Origin of the sequence: Clostridium sp. AM27-31LB (assembly GCF_003480745.1) — a bacterium.
Classification (GTDB): Bacteria; Bacillota; Clostridia; order Lachnospirales; family Lachnospiraceae; genus Butyribacter; species Butyribacter intestini.
This window is the reverse complement of record NZ_QUJS01000008.1, coordinates 143609-161184: the sequence shown is the minus strand read 5'-3', so window position 1 is coordinate 161184 and position 17576 is coordinate 143609. Positions and strand designations below refer to the sequence as shown.

13 protein-coding genes are annotated in these 17576 nt (G+C 36.7%); all 13 read right to left on the bottom strand.

The window, feature by feature from the left end:
- Positions 1–32: 32 nt before the first annotated feature.
- Complete coding sequence (locus tag DW721_RS12295; protein WP_118745926.1) at positions 33–1514, bottom strand: sodium-dependent transporter; 1482 nt, start codon at positions 1512–1514, stop codon at positions 33–35.
- Positions 1515–1549: 35 nt separating this feature from the next.
- Positions 1550–3079, bottom strand: coding sequence for an MFS transporter (locus DW721_RS12290; protein ID WP_055941592.1), 1530 nt, complete (start codon positions 3077–3079; stop codon positions 1550–1552).
- Between the two features lie 631 nt (positions 3080–3710).
- Positions 3711–7274: a pyruvate:ferredoxin (flavodoxin) oxidoreductase gene (gene nifJ, locus DW721_RS12285; RefSeq protein WP_118745925.1), complete on the bottom strand. Its 3564-nt coding sequence runs from the start codon at positions 7272–7274 to the stop codon at positions 3711–3713.
- Between the two features lie 114 nt (positions 7275–7388).
- Complete coding sequence (locus tag DW721_RS12280; protein ID WP_118745924.1) at positions 7389–11003, bottom strand: AMP-binding protein; 3615 nt, start codon at positions 11001–11003, stop codon at positions 7389–7391.
- 224 nt (positions 11004–11227) lie between these two features.
- The gene (locus DW721_RS12275) at positions 11228–11644 is read right to left on the bottom strand and encodes a MarR family transcriptional regulator (RefSeq protein ID WP_022014235.1); all 417 of its coding nucleotides are present in this window, start codon (positions 11642–11644) and stop codon (positions 11228–11230) included.
- A gap of 317 nt (positions 11645–11961) precedes the next feature.
- Positions 11962–12420 (bottom strand): ferritin-like domain-containing protein, encoded by a 459-nt coding sequence (locus DW721_RS12270; protein ID WP_022014238.1) that lies wholly within the window; start codon positions 12418–12420, stop codon positions 11962–11964.
- Positions 12421–12694: 274 nt separating this feature from the next.
- Positions 12695–13912 (bottom strand): ABC transporter permease, encoded by a 1218-nt coding sequence (locus DW721_RS12265; protein WP_243036012.1) that lies wholly within the window; start codon positions 13910–13912, stop codon positions 12695–12697.
- Complete coding sequence (locus tag DW721_RS12260; RefSeq protein ID WP_118745923.1) at positions 13893–14783, bottom strand: ABC transporter ATP-binding protein; 891 nt, start codon at positions 14781–14783, stop codon at positions 13893–13895. Before DW721_RS12260 ends, DW721_RS12265 begins: the two co-directional genes overlap by 20 nt.
- Positions 14764–15525 carry a hypothetical protein gene (locus tag DW721_RS12255; RefSeq protein ID WP_118745922.1) on the bottom strand — a complete coding sequence of 254 codons (762 nt, stop codon included), beginning with the start codon at positions 15523–15525 and terminating at the stop codon, positions 14764–14766. Before DW721_RS12255 ends, DW721_RS12260 begins: the two co-directional genes overlap by 20 nt.
- Positions 15494–16291 (bottom strand): RNA polymerase sigma factor, encoded by a 798-nt coding sequence (locus DW721_RS12250; protein WP_347560384.1) that lies wholly within the window; start codon positions 16289–16291, stop codon positions 15494–15496. The genes DW721_RS12255 and DW721_RS12250 overlap by 32 nt, the downstream gene beginning before the upstream one ends.
- A gap of 11 nt (positions 16292–16302) precedes the next feature.
- Positions 16303–16470, bottom strand: a complete 168-nt coding sequence (locus DW721_RS12245) for a hypothetical protein (protein ID WP_207665625.1) — start codon at positions 16468–16470, stop codon at positions 16303–16305.
- A gap of 53 nt (positions 16471–16523) precedes the next feature.
- Positions 16524–16820 (bottom strand): hypothetical protein, encoded by a 297-nt coding sequence (locus tag DW721_RS12240; RefSeq protein WP_118745920.1) that lies wholly within the window; start codon positions 16818–16820, stop codon positions 16524–16526.
- Positions 16821–16940: 120 nt separating this feature from the next.
- A complete protein-coding gene (locus DW721_RS12235; protein ID WP_118745919.1) occupies positions 16941–17555 on the bottom strand; it encodes a HEPN family nuclease in 615 nt (204 codons plus the stop codon).
- Positions 17556–17576 lie beyond the last annotated feature (21 nt).

The following is a 17576-nucleotide window of genomic DNA, read 5'->3' as shown; positions in this document are numbered from 1 at the left end:
CCTTAAAATTTAAAATTCATGTAATATGTATTCTACCTGCTATCCTTCTTCCTATAATTTGCAATACCAAATATTGCCATAAGCAAAACACAGGCAAATACCATCCAGCCTATAAGATATCCTGTTCCAAGCTTCGCAAATGTGTCATAGTATCCCTTTAAGTATATTACAACTATTACAGCGGGGAGAATGTATGACATATAAAATCTGATCCCGTCAGGATATCTCATTCCCTTTCCAATGTTGGTTTCCGCATGAAATCCTTTCCAGCCCCAGCCATTCTTTTTGGTGCAGAAAAGTACAAATATCATACTCCCAAGCGGCAAAAGATTATACGATACAAGGAAATCCTCAAGATCCATTATTGAACTTCCCGGTCCGAGTGGCTGAAATCCTGCAAGTTTGTTAAATCCAAATACGGCGGGAAGTGAAAGTAATGTCATAAATACTATATTCCATCCGACTACTTTCTTTCTCGAATATCCTTTTAAATCTATGTAAAATGATATTATATTCTCAAAAACTGCAATAACCGTAGACAGTGCGGCAAATGACATAAATACAAAGAATGCTGTTCCCCATATTCTTCCACCTGCCATATGATTAAATACATTAGGCAATGTTTTGAAAAGAAGTGATGGACCTGCATCCGGCTGAACTCCATATGCAAAACACGCCGGTATGATTATAAAGCCTGCCATGAGTGCAACAAATGTATCAAGTACAACGATATTTACTGCTTCGCCGCCTATCGTCCTGTCCTTTTTCAGATAACTTCCAAATATCTCCATGGCACCGATACCTACACTAAGAGTAAAAAACGCATGTGTCATGGCATCAAATATGACCGGTCCTAGTCCTCTGGATCTTATTGTATCGAGATTTGGAACCATATAAAATTTTATTCCGCTTGACGCATTTGGAAGTACAACGGAGTGTACCGCCAATACGATAATAAGTATTATAAGCAGTGACATCATTACCTTTGTAACTTTCTCAATGCCATTCTGAAGTCCCAGCGCACAGACTCCAAAAGAAAGCACAACTGCCACGATTGTCCATATTGTCATATTTCCCGGATTGCCAAGCATTGACGCAAACTTTGCAGAAACTTTTTCTGAATCAAGCCCTGTCATTTTTCCCGATGCTTCGAGCCATGCATAATACAGCATCCAGCCTGCAACCATTGTATAAAATGCCATTAAAATATAACTTCCTACTACTGAAACCCATTTAAAATAGTGCCATTTACTTCCTTTACTCTCAAGAACTTCAAATGCCCTTGCCGCACCTTTACCACTTCCTCGTCCTATTGCAAACTCTGCACACAATATTGGAAATCCCAGCATTGCAAGAAACACCAGATATATCAATACAAATGCAGCTCCACCGTTTTCTCCACATATGTACGGAAACTTCCATACATTTCCAAGTCCGACTGCGCATCCCGCCGATACAAGGATAAATCCAAGACGCGAGCCAAATTTTTCTCTCTCTTTTACTTCATTTTGCATTTTCTTCCTCCATTTTATTTTGATGCTTTATAGCATTAAACTAAAATTGACGCTATTGCTGTTCCCAATGCACCTGCAATGGTTCTAAGACTGCATATTATCGCTGTTCCATCTGAATAATACTCTTTTTTAATCTCTTTCATTCCCCATGCAGTCATAGGCATCATTATTGCTCCGATACCGATTGAACGAAATGAATACATTACCCATATCGGAACAACATTTCTCGTAATAAATGCCAATATAAACGAGCATATACTGATCGCATATAAAAGCCTTATACCATATTTCTGGTACAGCCAGCCGCCAAGTACACTTGATACTGCCATGATGACAGCACCCGGAAGCATTATATAACCGGCTCTTTCCATGCCTGCTCCGGTCATTCTGTTTATATAAACCGGGAACCACAATGCCGTACCCATCATGATACCATAAATAAATATACTTGTCACTACAACTGCCATAAACCTTTTATTTTTAAATAACTCCAGCCTGATATATGGATTTTTCATTTTCTTTTGCCGACTTATAAAAATTAAAATAAACACTATCGATATACAACTATAAAGTACGACCTTTAAAATCGCATATTCACTTATCTTTACAAACTCATCCGCTGTCAGATTTTTCTGCCAGTAATTTATATCTTTTACCGATATATCCCTTATCGACATACAGGCAAGCATAAGAAATATTACCGAAATACTGCTAAACAAAAAAGATATTATATCAAAATTTTTAAATAATCCTATTATTTTTTGATATAAAAACAGTCGTAAAGAATTAAAATAACGACAAAAATTGCCTGTCAAATTTGTCTGCTTAAAAAACTTATTTTCTTTCAAATCCTGTTTGCCTGAACAATTTTCCAGAGTACAATTTGCCGACATTTTACTTTTTTCACAGCTATATAAATTTATATTTTCTTTTTCATCGTAATTTTCGTAATGTGTTTTTTTCCTCCTATGACATTTAAACCATGTCAAAAAAATCACAAATACAGACATTATCAATATCCACCACATTATTGTCTGCCACGATATTTTTTTAACAAGCATTATCGTGATAACAGGTGCAAGTGCCGATGATAAGTTTAGCATAAATCCATAAATTCCCATTACAAGCCCTGTCTTTTGTTTTGAAAACGAACTAAGCAGAACTACTTGTGACAATGTAAGGATAATACCACTTCCTATTGCCTGAAATACTCTGCCTGTTAATATCAATACATAATTAAAACTTATCGCAGTAAATAATACCCCACTCCCAAATACAAACATTGCACCTAGAAATAACACTTTCCTGTTGATATTTTTTGTTAGAAAAACAGATAATATCGTTGTGATGCCTATTGTCATTGAATATATACTTGTCATGAGTTGGGCTTCACCTGCTGACAATGAAAACTGCTTCATTATCAACTCAAATATTGAAGAAAATGCTGTATGCGAAAACGACCCCATCATACAGCCAACGACCATCAATATTATAAAAATCTTATTCTTTGATATTTTTTTCTTTTTACCCTTAATATTATTACTGATATTTTTTTCCAGTGGCATATCATTCCTCTTTTACCTCAAAACATTTTTATATATTTATAAATATAATATTTATGAATTTTTATTATATTATGCCTATCCCTTTATACCTTTAATATATAGTTCAAAAGATATTTCAACCTTAAATGTCATATCTCTCACCTGATATAAGTATATCCCATTATTTGTTTAACAATTCAGAATTGAACAAACTCTTTGAAAAATAAACAAAACAAAGCCTGCAAAACCACTTCAGTTTCCTTGCCACTCAATCTTTAAGGACTTGCCAGCATTTCTGCTCCCATTTCTGAATCTCACTTTCCTTCAGTTCACTCGCTCTAATACCTCGGCAGGCTTTCATCATTCCATGCCATAATTTTCAATTTTTTCTCAATAAACCGTAATTATTTTGTTAATTAATCTGACAACAATTAAATATTAAATCCATAATTCCATTCCTAACAAATCCCGATTTATTCCAAATATCTACTACTTTAATTGCATTTGTTTTTCAAAAAGAAGCACCGCTCTCGCGGTGCTTCCAAAATTTTATATTTATTTAGTTGTACAAATATTTACCGAAAATACTTTTCAAGCAAAATTCCCTTCTTGAACTTCGTTCAAGAAGTATCGCTCACTTTTCAAGCTCGCTCTATTTGTAAAGTTCAACTAATTTCTGTAAGTGCTCATAACGAGCCTTTGCAGCTTCCTCAGATTCCTTGAAGAGTCTCTCAGCACGCTCTGGGAATGGCTTAACAAGACGAGTATAACGAGCCTCGTTGTTAAGGAATGCCTGGTAATCATCGAAGCTTACACCCTTCTCTGAAGTGAATGTAAATGGATTCTTACCATCTGCTTTGTTTGCAGGGTTGAATGAGAAGAGATTCCAGTAACCAGCCTTAACAGCTTTCTTCATCTCATCCTGGCAGTGGTTCATTCCACCCTTAGCGATTCCGTGGAGCTCACAAGGAGCATATCCGATGATAAGTGATGGTCCCGGATAAGCCTCAGCCTCTGCGATAGCCTTAACAGCCTGTGCAGGATTTGCACCAAGTGCAATCTGAGCAACATATACATAACCATAGCTCATAGCGATCTCAGCAAGACTCTTCTTACCGATTTCTTTACCGGCTGCAGCGAACTGACAAACTTCACCGATGTTTGAAGCCTTAGAAGCCTGTCCACCTGTATTAGAATACATCTCTGTATCAAATACCATTACATTTACATTCTCGCCTGAAGCAAGTACATGGTCAAGACCACCGAAACCGATATCATAAGCCCAACCGTCACCACCGAAGATCCATACAGATTTCTTTCCAAGATAATCTTTCTTGTCAAGAGCTGCTTTTGCATCAGGACATCCTGCTGCAGCGGCTTTCTCTAATTCAGCGATAAGAGCATTTGTTGGCTCAACATTTGCCTTTGTATCATCTTTTGTCTCAAGGAACTTGTCTACAACAGCCTTAAATTCTGCTGAAGCCTTGTCAGATGCTGCACAAGCCTTAACAGACTCGATAGCCTGGTCACGAAGGTACTTCTGACCTACATACATACCAAGACCGTGCTCTGCATTGTCCTCGAACAATGAGTTAGACCAAGCTGGTCCTTTCTTTGTATCTTTATTTACTGTGTATGGTGCTGTAGCAGCAGGGTTACCCCAGATAGAAGAACATCCTGTTGCATTTGAGATATACATCTGCTCACCAAACAACTGTGTAATAAGACGAGCGTAAGATGTCTCTGCACAACCTGCACATGAACCAGAGAACTCAAGGAGTGGCTGGTTGAACTGGCTTCCCTTAGGTGTTGTGTCAGCAAATCCGCTGTCTTTCTTTCCTACATTTGCAACTAAGTAATCAAATACCGGCTGCTCATCTGCTTCCTCTGCCTGTGGAACCATCTTGATAGCTCCCTCAGAAGCCTTAGGACATACTGTGATACACTCACCACATCCCATACAGTCAAGTGGAGATACGCTCATAGCGAACTTATACTCTCCAGCCTTTGGCTTAGTATCAGCAAGCTTGATATTTGAAGGTGCTGCCTTAACTTCGTCCTCTGAAAGTAAGAATGGACGGATTGTAGCATGTGAACATACAAATGCACAGTTGTTACACTGGATACAAGTCTCAGGATCCCATGTAGGAACTGTTACGGCTGTACCACGTTTCTCGTACGCAGAAGCACCTGTCTCGAACTGTCCGTCAGGATTGTCAATGAATGCTGAAACAGGAAGGCTGTCTCCATCCATCTTAGAGATTGGCTCAAGAAGATCTTTAACCATCTTAACAACCTCAGGACGACCTGTGATTTCTTTTGCAGCAGCATCAGGAGTCGGATTCTTCCAAGAATCTGGAACTTCAACTTTGTGTACTGCGTCTACACCGGCATCAATAGCCTTGTAGTTCATCTCTACAACTGCATCACCCTTCTTAGAGTAAGATTTCTTAGCAGCAGCTTTCATGAACTCGATAGCGTCATCGATAGGCATAACATCTGCTAATTTGAAGAATGCAGACTGAAGGATAGTGTTTGTACGTTTACCCATACCTATTTCGATAGCCTTGTCGATAGCGTTGATAGTATAAAGCTGGATGTTGTTGTCAGCGATATATTTCTTAGCTTCAGCATTAAGATGCTTATCTAATTCATCATCTGACCACTGGCAGTTGATCATGAATACTCCGCCCGGCTTAACATCCTGAACCATCTTCATTCCCTGTGTTACATATGCAGGATTGTGACACGCTACGAAGTCAGCCTGATTGATGTAATATGGGCTTCTGATAGGGTTGTCACCAAAACGAAGGTGAGAAATTGTAACACCGCCAGTCTTCTTTGAATCATACTGGAAGTATGCCTGGATATACTTATCTGTGTGGTCACCGATAATCTTTGTAGAGTTCTTGTTGGCACCAACTGTACCGTCTCCACCAAGACCCCAGAACTTACACTCTTTTGTACCAGGTGCTGATGTGATAGGCGCTGGCTTAACTTCTGGTAAGCTTAAGTTTGTTACATCATCAACGATACCTATAGTGAAGCGTGACTTAGGATCATCTTTTTCAAGTTCTTTATATACAGCGAATACTGATGAAGGTGGTGTATCCTTAGAACCAAGACCATAACGTCCACCTGTAAGCACTATGTCATTAAGACCTGCTTCACGAAGTGTAACTGCTACATCGAGGTATAACGGATCTCCGAGTGCACCCGGCTCTTTTGTACGGTCAAGTACGGCAATCTTCTTAACTGTCTTAGGAAGAACTTTAAGAAGGCTGTCTGATACCCAAGGACGGTATAAACGAACTTTGATAAGACCAACTTTTTCTCCCTTAGCTGTAAGGTAGTCGATAACCTCTTCTGCAACATCACAGATAGAACCCATAGCTACGATAACACGGTCAGCATCTGCTGCACCATAGTAGTTAAATAAGTCGTAATCTGTTCCGAGCTTATCATTGATCTTCTTCATGTATTTCTCTACAACAGCAGGTAACTCGTTGTATGCTTTGTTACAAGCCTCACGATGCTGGAAGAATACATCACCGTTCTCATGTGAACCACGAGATGCCGGATGCTCTGGGTTAAGTGCGTGTGCTCTGAACTCTGCAACTGCATCCATGTTACACATTTCTTTAAGATCTTCGTAATCCCATTTTTCGATTTTCTGGATTTCGTGAGATGTACGGAAACCATCAAAGAAATTAATGAAAGGAACTTTTCCTTCGATTGATGCAAGATGTGCAACCGGGCTTAAATCCATAACTTCCTGTGGATTTGTCTCAGCTAACATAGCGAAACCAGTCTGACGACAGGCATAAACATCACTATGATCACCAAAAATATTTAATGCATGTGATGATACTGTACGTGCAGACACATCAAATACACAAGGTAACTGCTCACCGGCAATCTTATACATATTAGGGATCATAAGAAGAAGACCCTGTGAAGCTGTAAATGTAGTAGTAAGTGCACCTGCTGCAAGTGAACCATGTACTGTACCTGCGGCACCTGCCTCAGACTCCATCTCTACAACTTTAACTGTGTTTCCAAAAATATTCTTCTGTCCTGCTGCTGACCACTGATCAACTGAGTCAGCCATTGGGCTTGAAGGTGTGATAGGATAGATACCAGCTACTTCTGTGTAGGCATATGCTACATGAGCTGCGGCTGTATTACCATCCATTGACTGTTTAGCTCTAGCCATCTTTATAATTTCCTCCTTATTATTAAATTCTTCTCATTATCTTAACACTAATGAGAAAAAAAGTAAAGAATTGAAGTCGAATTTTTAAGGTAAAATGTCGAAATTTTGTCAGATTTATTGTACGATTTCTACATTTTTTAAAAAAACATCGTCTCCTGCTTTATCCCTGACAAACTCTTTCAAGCCTGAAATATCAATCTGTGCACTATCTGTTTTTATATCCGCATAAAGTGACATCTCATTTATTTCAGGGTCATATGCAAGATAACACTCTGCATCTTTTACTCCACCGTACTCAAGAATATATTTTTCTAAAAGTTTAAGGTCATAATATTTTCTTCCGTGAATACCGTCAGTGAGCACTGTCCTGCCTGCATTTTCAAGAAAATCAATCGTTCCGTCAGGAAGAATACGCCCAATAATCCCGGTATCATACAAAACCCCCTCTCCATACGGGTACTGTACTATTTTTGCACAATTTATTGGCTCGTAGTCCATTATATAGACCTTTCCCCATGCACCATAAGGTTTCTTTGAATAGTCATCATCAAGCACATAAACCTTTATCTGTTCATCCGACTGTTCTTCTGAAATAATCTTACTTCCTGCCGCCTTATTTAATTTAGAAACATTTACATAATAGTGCTTAGGATAAACCTCCTGTGGAAGATGCTCCTTTAAACATCTTACGGAAGTCTCATCAAGCATGGCAAGTAAAATACTCTCAAAAACATCAAGGAATATTTCAAGAAGTTTTTTGTCAAAACGATTTTCCCAAAAACGAAGTTCAGCGTAATAACCATTGTCATCGTACATTACCTGAAGATGAAAAGGAAGTGAATCTAATTGAATATGCATCCTCTCCGTATTTTCTCCTCCAATCTGAGGTGTCTCAAGAATATCTCCCTGAAACTGTAAAAACATCTCACCCTGTCTCGGGCAGCTTGTCAGACATTTCATTGTTTCCATTATCTGTTTGCCCGTTCTTTTTAATAGTTTTTCAACTTTTTCATGCGAAACTTTGTCATACTTGCAATAATATGTCTCAAATAACGGTCCAACAATACGGTTCCACCTGCTATCAGTTCTGCCTGAATGTATTGAATTTACAAAAACTTCATCCTCATCTGAATACATACTTATGCAATAATTAAATGCAGCGATAAACAATGCGTTCTCAGAAACACCATGCTTTTTTCCATAATAAAGCACCTGTTTTCTCGGAAGTTTATCAAAACGCTTTCTTATAACACCATACACACCCTCTGACAGTTCTTCGCATTTTGTTTTATTAAGAATACTTCTTTTTAATTTTATTCCTGACATCAAAGTATCCACATATTTTATATCCCTGTCACGCACTCCGTTTTCAGTTCTTTTTTGTTCCTCAGTAATATAATCAAAAGTTGTATATTTTTCTTTTTCCACTTTTTCGCCTTTGTAAGCGGCACAGAGATCCTCCATAAGGATATTCATACTAACTCCGTCCCCCATAAAATGTGCAATATCGAAGAACATATAATTAAACTTTTCCCCCTCAAACACATGGATATGCACAAGATTGTCATTTTCTCTGTACTTAAACGGAACAATAAGCTCCTGCATTTTCTTTTCGGCATCTTTATCTTGAATTTTTCCTACTCCAATATCTATATTTCTATTATCATCCCTATATATTGCATAATATTTCTGCTCTGTCGGCTTGACAGTGGCTTTAAGTGACGGATGTGCATCAAGAACAATGCCTATAGCCTTTATAAGTCTGTCCGTCTCAACAGTCTTATCCATTCTGAATACAAACGGTAGATTTCCAGTTGTATTGTCAGGTATTATATATGCGAAATATTTCTGCATGGCAGTAAGCGGATATACCTCTTTAACCGTTTTATTTTCTACATCTTCATCAATAGTTTTTTTCTGTTTTGTCTTGCTTTTAATAAGTGCTTCAAGTTTTAATATATCTGCATTTTCCATAAGCTCAGAAAGCGTTATATTGACATTTATTTTCTCTGACAGTTCCGTAATAAGAACCGAACTTCCAAGCGAATCAAGACCACGCTCATAAAAATTGTCATTTATTCCAAACTCAGTGTTGCCTATCTGTTCGGCTATCATGTCATATAACTGTCTCTGGATTTTTGTTTCAGCCTTTGTGCTGTTTATTTTTTTCTTATTACTTTCCTCTTTCTCATCAAAATAAACTTTTCTTATTATTTTGTTTGAGGATGTTTTTTCAAATGCAGTTTTTCTCACTGTCACATCCGCAATCCTCGAATATGACGGCAACTGCTCATTATGTTTTTTAACCAGAATATTTATGGCAGTTTCAATATCCGTAATACCATTTACCTGTGCATATTCATAGTTTGGATAAATCTCTGCCGCTATAATATCATCCTTTCCATAGACGATAATATCCTGAACAAGCCTGTCCTCATCAAAATAATTTTCTATCATCTCCGGAGAAACATTTTCTCCATTGCTAAGTATTATAAGATTTTTCTTTCGGCCATTTAAATACAAAAAATCCTCATCATCAACATATCCGAGATCTCCGGTACAAAGCCATCCATCCTCAGTAATCGCTTCTTTTGTAAGCTCCTCATCATTATAATATCCCATCATGACAGACGGGCTCTTAACCTGTATCTCCCCGTCAACTATACGGACATGGCAGCCTGTCACAAGATGACCTACTGATGCCATTTTATCTCTGCGTGTATAATCGGGTACTGATATTTTAGGCGAACACTCAGACATTCCATATCCCTGTCCTGTCACTATTCCGAGGTTTAACAGTGCATCTGACAATGTTTCTGACAGATAACCTCCTCCACTTACAAGACGGTTAAGACGCTTTCCGAGAACTTCCTCTTTTATTTCCACTATACTTCTTTCAGGATTCTTTTTTCTGAGTATTGCAATACGGTTTACGAACATTTTTGCTATCATCGGTACAACACGAATGACTGTCGGCTGAAACAATTTTATGTAATAAAGGATTTTTGACATATCATCACAGATACACAACGTACTTCCATAACGCAGAGCAAGAAGCACATCACTGCTTATACAGAATATATGATGAATAGGAAGAACATTTAAGCATACCTCTTTTGCATCATCGGTACAGAACATATTGTCAATAAGATTTGCATGAGAAAGCATAACCCCTTTGCCATGTCCCGTAGTTCCCGAAGTAAAAATAATCATGGCACACATATCAGGCTTTATCTTTTCTTTAACAGTTTCGCCCCTGAAAACCTTGTGCATAATAGGAACATTGCGTGAATTTTTCCTTGTCTGGAGACATATAAACCTTTTTATAAAAGGACAAAGTTCCCTTAATTCATCTGCCTGAGAAGAAAAAGAATAGTCATAGAATAAAATATCCGTATCGGCTTTTTTAAGATTTTCAGCCATTTTCTGTGCCGTAAGTTTCACATCCATAGGTATCGAAACTCCGCCGCCACAAGGTACTCCGAGAAGAACCGTGAGATATTCATAACTGCATTTTCCAAGAACTGCCGCATGAATCTTATGCCCTGCTTTTTTATTCTGCTCTTCAATATAAACAGCTACAGACATTGTGTCCATGGAAAAAGTTCCATAACCTTTTTCAAATATCGTGTCATCTCTCTCATACCGTAAAAAAACATTATTCTCAAATTCTTTTCCGATATTTTTTACAAGTTCCAAAAGAGTTTTAGTATTATTAAATGTAATCATTCTACTCCTCCCAAAAATGTGTTGCAGACATTTGCGAAACTGAGTGTCTGCACGGTTAATTGCACAATATAAATGTATTTTATGATGTTAGGGGCAAAAGGTATTTTGACCCTAACATCACTTTATAAAACTTTCGTAAATCTCCTAAATTATTTCGCAATACGAAATTTATTATATTCTACCACCCTTTATTTTATTTCGCAATACGAAATATTAAACAAAAATTATTTTTTATAGGTAAGAAGTATTTTCAAAAGCCTGATAAGTTCCTTCGCATCATCATATCCCAAAATCTCAAACAATCCACGATACTCCTCATGAATTTCTTTTCTTCTTCTGGCAGCTTCTTTTTCGCCCTCTTTTGTGAGTACAACATCAACCACTCTCTTATCTGTTTTATTTTTCTGTCTTATGATAAGTCCCTTTTTCTCCAATGCCGTAAGTATATCCGTCATTCTCCCCGGAACAACATGAAGTTTTTCCTTTAATTCCCCCGCACTGACAGCCTCTTTTTTTGTGAGCAGATACCATAAAACACCATACTCTCCTCTTATACTGTCGAAAAAAGCACGGTTTTCCGGTCTGTTTAATACCTGTGCCAAAAGATTATATAACTGTTCTCCTAAGTCCTCTAATTCCATAATCATCCTCATTTTTCAGAATTTTATATCGGAAGATATGCAGAGCAAAATTTAGCCATTGACACTCATACCACTACTTATATTAAAGTATGCACTGTAAGCCGCAGCTAAATCTTCTCTGTCTTCCGATTATTATAATGCAATAGATAAAAAATCTTTTACTTTTGCATCATCTATATTACTTTATTATCTTACTTGTATTTCAGAAATAATACCACTATTATCCACTTTATGTCTATACTAAAGTTCTTTTGCAGCCATAAAAATATTCTGAAATAGTATAAAAAAGAGTGAAAAAACTGTCTGCACAGGCAGATTTAAGCCATGCCGTTAGCAGTCTTGTACTTATAAAGCATCTCCGCATGGTTCTGTTCTTCTATCTGTATATCTGCCATAAGTTTTCTGAGTGCGGCATTTGCAAAGCGGAATACTTTTGAATTGTACTCTGATGAAACCATCTTTTCAGTTCCGATACAGTCTGTAACCAAAAAACAGTCTGTCTTTTTATCCTCGCTGTTGTCTGCCTGTGTATATGTCACCGGCGGTTCGTAATTTTTTCCGTCATCATCGTTACAATTACACTCAGGCACTTCTCCCTCAAGAACCTTACCAAGTGTGTCATAATGTTTCTGCTCAAGTTTCTCAATCTTTCCAAAGAGATTTTTAAGTTCCATATCGCAAGCCTGCTCCTTATATCTGCGGTATTTCTCCACACAGCTTTTCTCCTGCGTCTGTAATTCCTTTATAACATCCATTTCTTTCTGTTCTAAAACCATTTTGAAATCCTCCTGTTTTTTATTTTCGTTCCAAAATAGTATGTGCAATTAAAAGAAATGTATGCAACGCACTAATGTATTCTGCTCATATTTAACATTACTGCATAATATTATGTTAGGGTCAAAAGTAGATAGCAATACATATTTAAATGCAAATCTGCTTCATGTCGGTGTTTGCAGGATTGCGAAAATTGCGTAGCAATGAAGCATGAAGCAATCCGGAGTATCACCGTCTGGGTACTTTAAATTTTTTTCGTCTTGCATATCGTTTCAATTATTTTATCTCCACCTTTTGGTATACCCTGTACAGTATCGGTTGAAAAATCAAGCATACCACTGCATATACTGGAACAATAACAGTTGCTATTGTTGTTACTTTACTTCCCAATGTGATAAGTCCAGCTTCTTTGATATCCAAATAAATTTCTAATAACTGGTCTGGAAAGAAAGAGCATAATCCAGGCAATGTAATAATTCTGCTTAAAAATGGAAATACACATAGCACAATGAATGGTACAATAACGGCAGTTGGCGTAGAGTGTGTAAACGCTGATGCCAACATTGCGAGTGTAGCTGCAAATATCGTTCCTATATATCCACCCAGAACAATAAACAGATATGCCTGTAAAAAAGTAATATTATAAACACTTCTCCACAAATCCAACTGGATTGGACAGCTTGCGCCGTCTGCACCTAATACAAAAAGTACGATAAATGTATATAGAAATACAAACATCAGATAAAATCCCGTAGTAATATAAAAACCTGCTCCTACCTTTGCGAAAATCCCTCTGCTTCTTCCAAATCGTGCAGAGAAAAAAATGGAATCTGCTTTTGTCTGAAATTCATCTGAAAATATCCCGGATACCAGAAAACCGATTACTAATGCCAACACTAGAATAAAGGTTGATATATTTTGTAGTAATGCAGCCCAACCGTCTATATATTCATAGTAAAAGGGAGTTTTCAGTTCTTTATATTTCTGAATCATAAAATCTTTTTCTGCCTGTGTAAATCTTTCTTCTCCAGATTCAAGCCAATTTTTTAAAGTAGAAATTCTTCTTTCATAGATTGTTCCAACTTCATCATCCGAAACCTGATCCGTTACATAATAATTATAATCTCTGTAATCGCTGAATGCACAAATAATGACATCCATAATACCTGCTATGCCCTGCTTTTTTGCATATGCCTTATTTTGTTCTGTAATGTCATCCGACAATGCCTCTTTCGAACTGTTAATTGTCCTGTTCTCTTCCAATGCCTTGCTTAATGTATCTGCTGTTAAATAACCTGCCCATTGGTTTTTGGCTTCTCTTAAATATCTTGCAGCCGAAATTCCAACAGAAGAATTCCCATTTTCATCAACATACTCCACTCTGTTAATCGTTAATATACTGGTTATCGCAAGTATTACGAATAACACTATGACAGCAATTCTATTTTTTGATTTAGAAAACACTTTTTTGATTTCATAACGTAGCATTTTCATCACCTACTTTCTCTCCAAAATAATATAAAAATACATCTTCCAGTGACGCTTCTACACGCATTGCATTCTCAACCGGTTTTTCGTGAGAAATAATTCGCAGCATAACCTGATTTATTTCTGATTTCATATTGGAAATTTTATATTTTTCCATAAAATCAGATACCCTGTTTTTCGGCACAAGACATTCCCATACTGTTTCTGTCATAGAATTTATCAGTTCTTCAATACTTCCTTTATGCAGAATTTCCCCGTCTTTCATCAACCAGATTTCATTCGCAATATACTCGATATCTGAAACGATATGTGTCGATAATAACACCAGTCTGTCTTCTGAAAGTTCGCTGATCAGATTGCGAAACCGGATTCTTTCATTTGGATCAAGTCCTGCTGTTGGTTCATCAAGTATTAAAATCTTAGGATTATTCAACATAGCCTGTGCAATTCCGGCTCTACGCTTCATTCCGCCAGATAATTTTTTCATTTTTTTATGAGCTGCTTTTGAAAGACCAACCTTAGCAATCAACTCTTTCACACGTTTTTTTGCGACAATAGGACGGATTCCTTTCAATGCAGCAATATAAAGTAAATAATCCTCTACTGTAAATTCAGGATAAAATCCAAAATCCTGTGGTAAATACCCCAACAGCTTGCGATATTCACTATCCATGTTGAAAATATCTTTTCCATTACAGCATATCATTCCGCTTGTTGGCTTTAAAAGGGTACACAACATTCTCATTAAAGTTGTTTTACCTGCTCCATTTACACCTAAAAGACCATATACCCCATTTGTCATAGTAAGATTTATATGATTGACTGCTGTAAAATCTCCAAATTCTTTTGTTAAACCATTAAGTTCTAATTTTACCAAGTGACACCTCCAAATATTGATTACAATTTTTTAAAATACGATATATCGCAAAAGCAATAAAAAGTATTGTTACACCCATCAGTGCTGACCAGATGGGAACAGTAACCATGATATATACATTTTCATTCAAAACAATAAAAAGCCATACTGCACTCCATATCACACACAGAACAATCGCAACTGTTTCACTGAAAGCGTGTTTACTGCATAAAATTCCAAAACAGATACAGACCGTTACACAAAGTGGAAAAAGAAATTGGACGACTAATTCTAATAATTCATAATGCAAACCTGCTGAAGCGACTCCTAAAAATACAGTTATGAAAAATATATCTGTAAAACCAAATAACAGCATACGTGTAGCATATACCTGTTTTAATGAATAATAGGAAGCAGCTTCTATTTCCATACATTCACATGACCTGTTTTTCCACAGTTCCGGAATAATAAGGATAACAAATAGCGTGGCTACAACACCCATACTTCTTTTTAGATATATTTCATCATGGATAGAACTTAAAGCAATCCATAATGCCACTAAAATCATAAATTGAAGAACCCACCATCTTTTTTGTATCACACGAAGCTGTGTCCACAAAAAATCATGATAAAAAAGCATTCGTTCTTGCTCTGCCATAAAAAAGGCATTTTTAGATTTAAAAATGGTTTCCTGTATTTTTTCTTCGCTAGCTTCCACTTGTATGTTTTCCCTATATTTTTTTATCTTTTCTTTCTGATTCATCGAATTCCTCCTTCCCGAGAAGTTCCCTCAACTGTTTCCTTGCTTTTTGCAAACGATACTTTACAAGTGGAAGTCCAATTTGCAATGTATCAGAAATTTCTGTTAATTTTAGTTCTTGAAAATAATAAAGAGTAATTACTTCTCTTGATTCATCTGGAAGTTGTTCTAAAACCTGTTCGATCAAAACTCTATTCAAAATTTGTTCCGTTTGATTTTCTTCCACAAGCTCAATTTCTTCCAGAAGTGTTTCCTTTGTTTTCTTCAAATAATCTTTGCATAGGTTACCTGCTATCGTATATAAATAATTCAGTGTTTTCCCTTTATAATGATAATCGGGTAATTTTGAAAAAAAACGTATAAAGGTTTCCTGCGTGAAATCCTCCGCATATGTTTGATCGAAACAATGATGATAACAGTAGCTTAAAATTTCTTGATAATACTTGTGGACAAACAAATCAAAAGCATTATCATCACCTTGCTTCATTTTCCTGATTAGTAGAAAATCATTATACACAAAATCCCCCTTCCTCATTATTAGAAGTTCAAAATATTTATCCCGTTCTATAAGGTATAACGATTGAAAGCTATAAAAAGATAGTACAAATTGTTTTTTTATTTTAAAAACAATCTCAAAGTATGTTTTATTATTATAACGGTTCGAGCCAACAGCCTCAACTATACCAATACTTTTAAATACCTTTCTATCTGTTTTCTCAAAAAATATTTCTTTTTTCCTCAATTTCCGCTCAATGTCTTTTTCCTCCAATTTTCGTATGCTTATCCCGTGTCAAATTCTATCGTTGCTTTTACCGCAATGCTTTGTGTAAGTGCCGATTGAATCAGCACATTATGACACATTGGTGCCATGCCATCACCCTCGCCGTGATTTTGTTCCGGGTCAATCACATCTTTAATTGCTCTTTCTATATTAGCAATGTCCGACAAAAAGGCAGCCACACTCCTCTGCATGACTGCTTTTCCATGATTGAATGTTACGATTATTCGATTGCACCAAAGCTGAAACTTTTGCCCTCCTGTGCTTTTTTTGATGCAAACCTTGATTTTACCTCTGCAACCCTCCCCTCTAATGCCTGAAACATAGCGTCTACCTGTTCCTGTGTATATTCATAGGAACTGCAGTTTGCAAGATTTTCCAGTCTTCCAAGGGCATCCACTGCCTTATTCATGCGGTACTCGCCAATGCGGATAAACTTCTCCGCCTTTGTCTCATTTTCCTTTGCTGCAGGCTCGCCCTGCATTTCCTCTGTTGACATTGTTACATTTGTTTCTTCCATGTGTTTTTCCTCCATTTTTTGATAAAAAAAGAGAGCGTATAGGTTTTCCCATACGCTCTGACGCTGTGTTGCTATTTAGTTATGTGTGGTATTAGTGTTGTCCCGACAAACGGGAAGTTGTCAGATACTCATTTGTCTGTTTAAATATATCATTATTTGTTTTTGCAACACTTCAAGTATCCTTCCCGCATCACTTGTAAGCATTTTTATTTCACAATGATATAACTTTCTTGTATCTTCATCTTTAAAAGTGATATATGTACGACCTTTTTCTGTTTCATATACACAATTGGCATGTGAAACAGCATTACGAATATGTCTATAATAGTTAACAGTAGATAAATTACTGCTGGATTCGCCAGGATATGTTGTAGTTACACTTAAACTAAATGATGAAACTATTGTTTTTAAAGCATTCTCCCACGAATTAAGAGTTCTATCATCAAGACCCGAAAGTGTTTCTTTTGGCATCACCAAAAGAATATAGAGAAATATTTGCATTGTAGCTGGATTTCCCAATCCTGATGCCTTCAGAATCTTTTGAAAATTATCATTATTTTCAGCAAAAATGATGTTTTGATTGTAGTAGTCGCTGTTTAAAAAATCCCTGTCAGATAATTCTACAAGTAATGAAGTCATAGCTAATGCTTGACAAAAAATAGATTCCTGTTCAGTTAAGTTCATTGTATTCTCCTTTTCAGATATAAATGCAAATTTCAGATTTGTCTTTCCCACACTATACCACAATCACAACTA

Coding starts and splice junctions, on each gene's coding strand:
- DW721_RS12295 (WP_118745926.1), bottom strand. CDS start 1,514: ATGCAAAATGAAGTAAAAGAGAGAGAAAAATTTGGCTCGCGTCTTGGA.
- DW721_RS12290 (WP_055941592.1), bottom strand. CDS start 3,079: ATGCCACTGGAAAAAAATATCAGTAATAATATTAAGGGTAAAAAGAAA.
- nifJ (WP_118745925.1), bottom strand. CDS start 7,274: ATGGCTAGAGCTAAACAGTCAATGGATGGTAATACAGCCGCAGCTCAT.
- DW721_RS12280 (WP_118745924.1), bottom strand. CDS start 11,003: ATGATTACATTTAATAATACTAAAACTCTTTTGGAACTTGTAAAAAAT.
- DW721_RS12275 (WP_022014235.1), bottom strand. CDS start 11,644: ATGGAATTAGAGGACTTAGGAGAACAGTTATATAATCTTTTGGCACAG.
- DW721_RS12270 (WP_022014238.1), bottom strand. CDS start 12,420: ATGGTTTTAGAACAGAAAGAAATGGATGTTATAAAGGAATTACAGACG.
- DW721_RS12265 (WP_243036012.1), bottom strand. CDS start 13,912: ATGAAAATGCTACGTTATGAAATCAAAAAAGTGTTTTCTAAATCAAAA.
- DW721_RS12255 (WP_118745922.1), bottom strand. CDS start 15,525: ATGAATCAGAAAGAAAAGATAAAAAAATATAGGGAAAACATACAAGTG.
- DW721_RS12240 (WP_118745920.1), bottom strand. CDS start 16,820: ATGGAAGAAACAAATGTAACAATGTCAACAGAGGAAATGCAGGGCGAG.